The sequence below is a fragment of the Marichromatium bheemlicum genome, assembly GCF_012276755.1.
Classification (GTDB): Bacteria; Pseudomonadota; Gammaproteobacteria; order Chromatiales; family Chromatiaceae; genus Marichromatium; species Marichromatium bheemlicum.
Window position 1 is genome coordinate 108,220 of sequence record NZ_JAAXKX010000012.1, and the last position, 8,975, is coordinate 117,194.

Here is an 8,975-nt window from a genome sequence, read left to right on the forward strand (position 1 = left end):
CGCTAGTCTCGTTGCGTGTCGCGCGAGGCGATCAGTTGCTGGAGTCGGGCGCGTTCGTCCGGGCTGAGGTCTTGCTCGGGTTCGGCCTTCTTGCGTCTGATCGCGCGCCACAGCAGCAGGCCGGCACCGCCGATCAGGACAAAGGGGCCGAACCAGAGCACATAGGTCGAGGGTTTGATCGGCGGGTCATAGAGCACGAAGTCGCCATAGCGGGCGACCAGGAAGTCGACGACCTCCTCGCGGCTCTGGCCCTCGCGCATCATCGTGTAGACCTCCTCGCGCAGGTCCTGTGCGACCCCGGCCTGGGAGCCGGCGAGTGACTCGTTCTGACAGACCAGGCAGCGCAGCTCGCTGATCAGGTCTCGGAAGTCCTCGAACTGGGCTGGGTCCTCGAAGGTGAATTCCTCGAGGGTATAGCCCTGGGCTGCGCCGGCGATCAGGGCGCCGGCGAGTGCGACCCCCGCGAGCCAGGGGCGGTGATGACGACGGTTCATGAGTTCCTCGCGCGATACTGCTCGACGATCGGACGGATCTCTTCCTCCCACACCTCGGGGGTGATGGGACCGATCTGCTTGTGACGGATGATGCCCTCGGGGTCGACCACGAAGGTCTCGGGGGCGCCATAGACGCCCCAGTCGATCCCGGCCTTGTTGTCCGGGTCGTAGAGCGAGACGGTATAGGGGTCGCCGTATTGACGCAGCATCAGCAGCGCGCTGGCGCGCTCATCCTTCCAGTTAAAGCCGATGACACGGACGTCGTGCTCGCGCGCGATGCGCAACAGCTCGCCATGCTCCTGGCGACACGACGGGCACCACGAGGCCCAGACGTTGACCAGTGAGACCTCGCCGAGCAGCAGCTCGCGATCGAGGCGCTGCTGCGGGTCCTTCAGCGAGGTCAGCTCGAACGCGGGCACGGGCTTGCCGATCAGGGGCGAGGGCACCTTGCGCGGGTCGAGCTGCAGCCCGTAGAAGAGTAGGGCGGCGAGGGCAAGGAAGATCCCCAGCGGGATCAATGCGCGGGTCTTGGAGCCTTTCATTCGATTCGATACCTCGGTGGTCTGGTTCAGGCGACGGCCTCGGCCGCCCCGGCCGGGGCCGGAGCGCGGTTGCGCACGCTACGATAGCGCCGATCGCTGGCAGAGACGGTCGCACCGAGGGCCATCAGGATCGCGCCCAGCCAGATCCAGCGAACATAGGGCTTGTAGTAGAGGCGCAACGCCCAGTCACCACTGCTGCCGATCGGCTCGCCGAGCGAGATATAGATATCACGCAGTAAGCCGGCGTCGATCGCCGCCTCGGTCATCGGCATGCCGCCGGAGAGATAGTGACGCTTCTCGGGGTGGAGGACGGCGATCTCGCGCTCGCCGTCATAGACCACGAACTCGCCGCGCTGAGCACGGTAGTTGGGGCCGGGTACGGCAGTGACGCCGTTGAACTGGAAGCGGTAACCGGAGGCCTCGTGGACGTGGACGTCGCCAGGCGACATCCGCACATCGGTCTCGACCCCGTCGTTGGAGACCATGGTGACGCCGACGATGAACACCGCCAGCCCGAGGTGGGCCAGTTGCATGCCGTAGTAGCTGCGGCTGCTGGGGTTGATGTCACGACGCAGGGCACGTAGCCCGCCCTTGTGTTTGAGGCGATCGCGCAGGCTGGCCAGGTGGGTGACTACCAGCCACAGACTCATGCCGATACCGACGCCGACGCCGATGTCACGCGCCGAGAACCCGGGCCAGGAGACCAGCAGGAAGGCGGCGATGCCGAGTCCGGCGGCGAGCCAGAGCGCGCGTAGCAGTCGCGCCGGCTCGTCATGCTTCCAGCGGGTGTTGGGACCGATTCCGGTGGCCAGTACCAGCAGCGGCGAGAGCGCCACGAACATCTTGTTAAACCAGGGGAAGCCGACCGAGATCTTGCCCCAGCCGGCGGCCTCGTAGATCAGCGGCGCCAGGGTCCCGAACAGGACCAGGATGGTCAGCGCGGTGAACAGCAGGTTGTTGATCAGCAGGAAGCTCTCGCGCGAGAGCAGGTCGAAGCGCCCGCCCCCGGAGATGTCGGCTGCGCGCCAGGCGTAGAGCGCGAGCGAGCCGCCGATCACCACGCACAGGAACAGCAGGATGAAGGAGCCGCGCGCCGGGTCGGTGGCGAAGGCATGGACCGAGGTCAGCACCCCGGAGCGCACCAGAAAGGTGCCGAGCAGCGATAGCGAGAAGGCCGAGATGGCGAGCAGCACGGTCCAACTCTTGAACGCGGCGCGCTTCTCGGTCACCGCCAACGAGTGGATCAACGCGGTGCCGACCAGCCAGGGCATGAACGAGGCGTTCTCGACCGGGTCCCAGAACCACCAGCCGCCCCAGCCGAGTTCGTAGTACGACCACCAGGAGCCGAGGGCGATGCCAATGGTGAGGAACACCCAGGCGATTGCGGTCCAAGGCCGCGACCAACGTGCCCAGGCCGCGTCGAGTTTGCCGCCGAGCAACGCCGCGATGGCGAAGGCGAAGGCCACCGAGAAGCCGACATAGCCCATGTAGAGCATCGGCGGGTGGATCGCCAGACCCGGGTCCTGGAGCAGCGGGTTGAGGTCGCGGCCCTCGAGCGGCGCGGGATAGATGCGCTCGAAGGGGTTGGAGGTCAACAGCATGAACAGCAGGAAGCCGATCGCCACCATGCCCATTACTGCCAGCACCCGTGCCACCATCGGCAACGGCAGGTTCTTGCTGTAGGCGGCCACCGCGGCGCCCCAGGCGGCGAGCATCAGCGCCCAGAGCAGCAGCGACCCCTCGTGCGCGCCCCAGACCGCCGAGATCTTGTAGATCAACGGCATCAGGGTGTTGGAGTTGCTGGCGACATAGATCACCGAGAAATCATCGGTGAGAAAGGCCAACAGCAGACAGCCGAAGGCGATGCTGGTGAAGGTGAGCTGACCCCAGGCCAGCGGGCGCGCCATCGCCATCCAGGTGCGGTTGCCGGTGAAGGAACCGGCCAGTGGCAGCACCGCCTGCACCAGGGTGATCGCGAGGGCGAGGATCAGGGCGAAGTGCCCGAGTTCAGGAACCATCAGTTGGATACTCCGGCCGTCTCCGCGGTGTCCGATACCCCGTCGGCCTGGGCCGTCTTCAGGGTGCTCTCGACCTCGGGTGGCATGTAGCTTTCATCGTGCTTGGCGAGGACCTCGTCGGCGTAGAACACGCCGTCGGGACCGAGTCGTCCCTTGGTGACCACGCCCTGACCCTCGCTGAACAGGTCGGGGAGGATTCCGGTGTAGGCCACGGTGACGGTCTCGGCGTTGTCGGTGACATCGAAGTGCACCGTCAGCCCGTCGTCCTGGCGCTGGATGCTGCCCTCGGTGACCAGGCCACCGAGGCGGAAGACGCGATCCTGGGGGGCCTCGTTGGCCAACACCTGGGTCGGGCTGAAAAAGTAGGAGATGTTGCTGTTGAGCGCGGTCAACGCCAGGGTGGCGGCGGTGCCGACACCGACGATGGCCAGGGCGACGAACAGCAGGCGTTTCTGTCGGGGCTTCATTGATCGTTGGCTCCTGCGTCACGAATCCGCATCAATCGACCAAGCCGGGCGCGAATGGTTCGCTGACGGGCGCGCAATTGCAGCACCTCGATCACCAGCAGCAGGGCGGTCATGCCATAGGCGCCCCAGACGAAGAAGGCGTAACCGCCCTGGGCGAAGAAATCACTCATGCCTTGTCCCCCGTATCGAGCAGGTCGCGCACCCAGACGCTCTCGGACTCACGCTGCAGGATGATGCCGCGCAGTCGCATAAAGCTGGTGGCGAAGGAATAGGTCCAGAATCCGAAGGTCATCGCCAGCATCGCGAAGAGGATGTTGCCGTCGATCTGGGTGAGGTCGGAGCGCTGGTGCAGCGCCGCGCACTGGTTGGGGTCGGGGCAGTTGATCGACCAGAAGATCACCGGGACCATGATCAGCCCAACGATGGCCAGCAGTGCTGCGGCGCGATCGGCGCGGCGCACGTCGTCGATCGCCGAGTGCAGTGCGATATAGCCGATGTAGAGGAAGAACAGCACCAGTTCAGAGGTCAGGCGCGGATCCCAATCCCAGTAGGTGCCCCAGCTCGGTCGCCCCCAGAAGGCCCCGGTCCACAGCGCCAGGAAGGTGAAGATTGCACCGGTCGGGGCGACGGCATTGGCCATCATGAACGACAGCCGGGTGTTGAACACCAACCCGATCGCCGCCCAGCCGACCATCACCACATAGAGCCACATCGACATCCAGGCCGCCGGCACGTGGATGAAAATGATGCGGTAGTACTCCTTCTGGGCGTTGCTGCCGCCGAGTCGGTCGGCGGTCTCGAAGAAGCCCCAGTAGAGCCCGAGTCCGAGCAGGACCAGGGTGATGATCCAGAAGGCCGGGATCAGCCGGCCGGCGATCGGGTAGAAGGAGGCGGGCGAGGCGAATTTGAACCAGTTCAGTGCCATGGCGGATGTCTGCGTTCGCTTGAGGGTTTATTCGAGAGAGATCTTGAGCGCCGCGGCGGCGGCCACCGGGGCGAAGACCAGGGCCACCAGCAGGAAGGCGCCGAGCAGCTCGAAGTAGGGGCCGGTGTCGGCGACCGAGACCGTGGCGGCGACGTCGATCGCCCCGGCGCCGTAGACCAGCACCGGGATGTAGAGCGGCAGGATCAGCAGAGCCAGCAGGATGCCGCCACCGCGCAGCCCCAGGGTCAGCGCCGCGCCGATCGCCCCGAGCAGGCTGAGCACCGGGGTGCCGACCAGCAGGGTGAGCATCATCACCCCGACGGCGGCGCCGCTGAGGTGGTACTGCATCCCCACCAGGGGGGCGATCAGCACCAGCGGCAGTCCGGTCAGTAGCCAGTGGGCGGTGATCTTGGCCAGCACCAGCAGCGCGCGCGGTTGATCGGTGAGCAGCATCTGTTCGAGGGTGCCGTCGACGTGATCGGCGGCGAAGAGACGCTCGAGGGCGAGCATCGAGGCGAGCAGCGCAGCCACCCAGACCACACCCGGACCGAGCGTCTGCAGCACCTCGCGTTCGGTGCCGACGCCGAGTGGGAAGAGGCTGACCACGATGACGAAGAACAACAGACTCGTCAGCACGTCCGTGCCGCGTCTGAGCGCGAGGGTGAGATCGCGCGAGAGGATGCACCAGAAGAGTCGTAACACCGGTGGTTCAGCTCCCGAGGTCGAGTCGCGCGACCTGCCCCGAGGTCAGGGGCACGTCCTGATGGGTGGTGAGCACGACGATGCCGCCGTCGGCGACGTGCTCGGCGATCAGTGTCTCGAGCAGCGCCACGGCAGTGGTGTCGAGGGCGGTGAAGGGCTCGTCGAGCACCCACAGCGGCGCGCGGCTGAGCACCAGTCGCGCCAGCGCCACCCGCTTCTTCTGCCCCTGCGAGAGCATCCGCGTCGGCAGGTCCTCGAAGCCCTGCAGGCCGATGCGCGCGAGTGCCGCCCACAGCGTCTGTTCGTCGAGGCGCTCGCCATCGAGGGTGGTGGTGACGCGCAGGTTCTCGACCCCGGTCAGGTCGCCCTTGATGCCGTTGAGGTGGCCGAAATAGAGGAGGTCGCGGTGGTAGTCGTCGCCGAGCGCGGTGATCGAGGTGCCGCGCCAGCGGATCTCGCCGCGCTCCGGGGTGAACAACCCACACAGGGCGCGCAGCAGGGTGGTCTTGCCGCTGCCGTTGCGCCCGCGCACGTGCAGCAGCGTACCGCTCCCGACCTCGACGTCCAGCGCGCTGAAGAGCAGCCGATCACCGCGTCGGCATTCGAGCTGCACTACCTCAAGCATGTCGTTCAGGGGTCCGGTCCATTGCTGCGGCGCACCCCCCGCGCGGGACGGGTGCAGCCGGTTCTGACGTCTGGCGGGTCGTTGCGGGCCGCCGGGTCGAGCCGGCAACCTTAAACGCTGGTGACGTATTACTCAACATCGGCGCCTCGCGCCGGGTCGCGGCGGCGGATCTGCCAGCAGTTGTGGATGCGCGGGTTGCGCGCGAAGTCGTGGGGTAGGGTCTGCGCGGTGAGGTCGGTGATCTCGAGCCAGGGCAGGGCGGTGTGGTCCATGCGGAAGCCGCGGCGATTGTTGGAGAAGATCAAGGTGCCTGTGGGGGCGAGCAGGCGCATCGTCGCCGCGATCAGGTCGACATGATCGCGCTGCACGTCGAAGGTGCCCTGCATCCGCTTGGAGCTGGAGAAACTCGGTGGATCGAGGAAGATCAGGTCGAATTCGCGTTGTCCGGCGTTGCGTTCGATCCATTGCAGACAGTCGGCCTGGACCAGGGTGTGGTCGCGTCCACCGATGTCGTTGAGCACCAGGTTGCGCTCGGCCCAGTCGAGATAGGTGCGCGACATGTCCACCGTGGTGGTGGAGCGCGCGCCGCCGCGCGCGGCATAGACAGTGGCGCTGGCGGTATAGGCGAAGAGGTTGAGGAAGCGCGCGCCCGCGGCCAGCCGCCCGACCAGGGCGCGGGTGTCGCGATGATCGAGAAACAGACCGGTGTCGAGATAGTCCTCGAAGTTGACCAGGAAGCGGTGCCCGCCCTCGGCGACCTCATGGAAGCGACGGGTCTCGGCGATGCGCTCGTACTGGCTGGCGCCCTTCTGCTGACGACGGACCTTGAAATGGACCTGGCCGGCGGGGATTTCGAGCACCTCCGGGATCATCGTCATCGCCTCGCGGGCGCGCAGTCGTGCACGCTTCTGGTCGACACTCGCCGGCGGGGCGTACTCCTGGACGTTGATCCAGCGTCCGTCGACGCCGCCGTAGAGGTCGATGGCGAAGGCGTACTCGGGCAGGTCGGCGTCGTAGAGACGGTAGCAGTCCACCGCCTCGCGCTTGCACCACTTGCGCAGTGCCTTGAGGTTCTTGCGCAGTCGGTTGGCGAACATCTCGGCGCCGGGGCCGAGTGACTCGGGTGGCAACGGGCGCGGGCGATTGGTGGCGAAGCGCTCGGCCTCGACCTGGAAGTGCAGCAGGCGGCACTCGATCGGGCCGTTGTAGAGGGTGTGGGTGCGGTGCGCGCGCAGCCCGAGTTGATGGCCGAGTTCGGGCGAGCCGGTGAACACCGCCGCCCGCCAGCCGAGGAAGCGCTCGCGCAGCACTGAGCCGAGTCGCGCGTAGAGCGCCTCGAGGTCGTCGTCGGCGCCGAGGCGCTCACCATAGGGCGGGTTGACGATCACCAGCCCGCGATCCTCGGCGTGCACCGGCTGGCAGTCGCTCAGCTCGCGTCGCTCGAAGTGTGCGAGGCCGGTGAGCCCGGCGAGCGCCAGGTCGTCGATGGCCACGCGGATGGCGTTGGGGTTGCAGTCGTAGCCGCGCAGGGTGCCGACCCGCGCGCGTCCGGCCTCGGCGCGCGCGCGCGCCTCCTCGCACAACGCCGCCCATACCTTGGGCTGGTGCGCCGACCAGCCGAGGAAACCGAAGTGCTCGCGCAGCAGGCCCGGGGCGATGTCGGCGGCGATCAGCGCGCCCTCGATCACCAGGGTGCCCGAGCCGCACATCGGGTCGAGCAGCGCCGCGCCCTCGGCGGCCAGCTCGGGCCAACCGGCGCGCAGCAGTAGTGCCGCGGCGAGGTTCTCTTTGAGCGGTGCGGCCGAGCCCTGGCGGCGATAGCCGCGCCGGTGCAGCGAGCCGCCGGAGAGATCGAGGCTGACGGTGACCTGGTCGCGCTGGGCATAGACGTGGATGCCGATGTCCGGCCATTCGGTATCGACGTCCGGGCGCTGTCCACAACGCGCCGAAAAGCGGTCGACGATGGCGTCCTTGACGCGCAGGGTGGCGTAGTGTCGGTGCGGGGTCGCGTTCAGTGCGCCGTCGAACTGCACCGCGATACTCTGCGCCGGCGAGAAGTGGTCCTCCCAGGGCAGCTCGGTGACCCCGGCATAGAGCGCGTCGCTGTCCTCGGCGGCGAACTCGGCCAGCGGCAGCAGGATGCGGTTGGCCACGCGCGACCACAGGCAGGCGCGGTAGGCCGCTTCCAGGTTGCCCGAGAAGCGCGCGCCGCCTCGGGTCTCGGTGGCGTCGGCGAGCCCCAGCCCGCGCAGTTCGTCGGCGAGCAGATCGCCCATGTGTTTCGGGGCCGAGGCGAAGAAGGTGTGACGCGACATGCGGTGCGGGGACTCCTTGGGGTGACGCGCGCCGGCGCGTCCGAATGAGATGGCGTGGGGTGGGATTATACGGCGCCCGCCGGATGGCGGGCGCTGCGTCCGCTCAATCGCCCTTGTTGAGCAGGGCGCCGAGGTCGGCGAAGGGGTTGTAGGTGGTCTCCTTCTGGCCGTCCTCGCGGGTGCGGGTGCGCCCCCCAGCCTTGGCCGCAAGGTGCTCCTCGTACTTCTGATGCTCGTTGTCGTGACAGTACAGGCAGAGCAACTCCCAGTTGCTGCCGTCGGGAGGGTTGTTGTCGTGGTCCATGTCCTTGTGGTGGACGGTGAGTTCGTGCAGGTTCTCGCGGGTGAAGGTGCGTGCGCAGCGGCCGCAGACCCAGGGATAGAGCTTGAGTGCCTGCTCGCGGTAGCCGGCGGCGCGCTCGTCGCTGGCCTTGCGTGCGCTGGCGACCACGCGGTCGAGTTTGTCGGTGTCGATCGGCTTGCCGGTGCGGCCATGACGCGGGGATGAGTGGTTTGGCATGGGTATCTTGGAGTTCGGGTTGATCGTGATGCAGGGGGGAGAGATTAAACCAGCGCGCCCCTCTGTGACATCAGACAAGACGGAGGATCGCGCGTTCGTCTCTGCGCATCTAAATGAACGCGCGCGCGAACGTGAGGCGATGATGGTGAGGAATGAAAAAAGGTGTTGACGTCGTCGCCAGATGGTATAGAATGCGCAGCTCGCTCAGGACGGAGCGGTCCGGATCGCCAAGGCGAAACGGAGTCAGCCGAAAAAAAGAGGGTTGACACGGAATACGGAATCCAGTTTAATAAGCGGCTCGCAACGGATCGCGAGCAACTCGCCGGAAACGGCAACGAAAAAAAGGACTTGACAGACTGATTCATTA

The 8,975-nt window shown here is 66.8% G+C and carries 10 protein-coding genes; all 10 read right to left on the reverse strand.

The window, feature by feature from the left end; all coding sequences use genetic code 11:
• Positions 1-2: 2 nt before the first annotated feature.
• Positions 3-494, reverse strand: a complete 492-nt coding sequence (locus HF203_RS09865; protein ID WP_168669171.1) for a cytochrome c-type biogenesis protein — start codon at positions 492-494, stop codon at positions 3-5.
• Positions 491-1,036 carry a DsbE family thiol:disulfide interchange protein gene (locus HF203_RS09870; RefSeq protein ID WP_168669173.1) on the reverse strand — a complete coding sequence of 182 codons (546 nt, stop codon included), beginning with the start codon at positions 1,034-1,036 and terminating at the stop codon, positions 491-493. Before HF203_RS09870 ends, HF203_RS09865 begins: the two co-directional genes overlap by 4 nt.
• Positions 1,037-1,062: 26 nt before the next feature.
• Positions 1,063-3,054: a heme lyase CcmF/NrfE family subunit gene (locus HF203_RS09875; protein WP_168669175.1), complete on the reverse strand. Its 1,992-nt coding sequence runs from the start codon at positions 3,052-3,054 to the stop codon at positions 1,063-1,065.
• A complete protein-coding gene (ccmE, locus tag HF203_RS09880) occupies positions 3,054-3,521 on the reverse strand; it encodes a cytochrome c maturation protein CcmE (RefSeq protein WP_168669177.1) in 468 nt (155 codons plus the stop codon). Before ccmE ends, HF203_RS09875 begins: the two co-directional genes overlap by 1 nt.
• Positions 3,518-3,691, reverse strand: coding sequence for a heme exporter protein CcmD (gene ccmD, locus HF203_RS09885; protein ID WP_005221019.1), 174 nt, complete (start codon positions 3,689-3,691; stop codon positions 3,518-3,520). The genes ccmE and ccmD overlap by 4 nt, the downstream gene beginning before the upstream one ends.
• The gene (ccsA, locus tag HF203_RS09890) at positions 3,688-4,446 is read right to left on the reverse strand and encodes a cytochrome c biogenesis protein CcsA (RefSeq protein WP_168669186.1); all 759 of its coding nucleotides are present in this window, start codon (positions 4,444-4,446) and stop codon (positions 3,688-3,690) included. The genes ccmD and ccsA overlap by 4 nt, the downstream gene beginning before the upstream one ends.
• Positions 4,447-4,473: 27 nt before the next feature.
• Positions 4,474-5,148: a heme exporter protein CcmB gene (gene ccmB / locus HF203_RS09895; protein WP_168669188.1), complete on the reverse strand. Its 675-nt coding sequence runs from the start codon at positions 5,146-5,148 to the stop codon at positions 4,474-4,476.
• Positions 5,149-5,155: 7 nt separating this feature from the next.
• Positions 5,156-5,773, reverse strand: coding sequence for a cytochrome c biogenesis heme-transporting ATPase CcmA (ccmA, locus tag HF203_RS09900; RefSeq protein ID WP_168669190.1), 618 nt, complete (start codon positions 5,771-5,773; stop codon positions 5,156-5,158).
• A gap of 128 nt (positions 5,774-5,901) precedes the next feature.
• On the reverse strand, positions 5,902-8,088 hold the full coding sequence (gene rlmKL / locus HF203_RS09905; protein WP_168669192.1) for a bifunctional 23S rRNA (guanine(2069)-N(7))-methyltransferase RlmK/23S rRNA (guanine(2445)-N(2))-methyltransferase RlmL: 2,187 nt from the start codon (positions 8,086-8,088) through the stop codon (positions 5,902-5,904).
• A 103-nt stretch (positions 8,089-8,191) separates the two neighbouring features.
• Positions 8,192-8,608 carry a YajD family HNH nuclease gene (locus HF203_RS09910; protein WP_168669194.1) on the reverse strand — a complete coding sequence of 139 codons (417 nt, stop codon included), beginning with the start codon at positions 8,606-8,608 and terminating at the stop codon, positions 8,192-8,194.
• Positions 8,609-8,975: the final 367 nt, after the last annotated feature.

What these genes read in the sequence shown, in the direction of transcription:
- HF203_RS09865 (WP_168669171.1), bottom strand. Translation starts at nt 494, where the DNA reads ATGAACCGTCGTCATCACCGCCCCTGGCTCGCGGGGGTCGCACTCGCC.
- HF203_RS09870 (WP_168669173.1), bottom strand. Translation starts at nt 1,036, where the DNA reads ATGAAAGGCTCCAAGACCCGCGCATTGATCCCGCTGGGGATCTTCCTT.
- HF203_RS09875 (WP_168669175.1), bottom strand. Translation starts at nt 3,054, where the DNA reads ATGGTTCCTGAACTCGGGCACTTCGCCCTGATCCTCGCCCTCGCGATC.
- ccmE (WP_168669177.1), bottom strand. Translation starts at nt 3,521, where the DNA reads ATGAAGCCCCGACAGAAACGCCTGCTGTTCGTCGCCCTGGCCATCGTC.
- ccmD (WP_005221019.1), bottom strand. Translation starts at nt 3,691, where the DNA reads ATGAGTGATTTCTTCGCCCAGGGCGGTTACGCCTTCTTCGTCTGGGGC.
- ccsA (WP_168669186.1), bottom strand. Translation starts at nt 4,446, where the DNA reads ATGGCACTGAACTGGTTCAAATTCGCCTCGCCCGCCTCCTTCTACCCG.
- ccmA (WP_168669190.1), bottom strand. Translation starts at nt 5,773, where the DNA reads ATGCTTGAGGTAGTGCAGCTCGAATGCCGACGCGGTGATCGGCTGCTC.
- rlmKL (WP_168669192.1), bottom strand. Translation starts at nt 8,088, where the DNA reads ATGTCGCGTCACACCTTCTTCGCCTCGGCCCCGAAACACATGGGCGAT.
- HF203_RS09910 (WP_168669194.1), bottom strand. Translation starts at nt 8,608, where the DNA reads ATGCCAAACCACTCATCCCCGCGTCATGGCCGCACCGGCAAGCCGATC.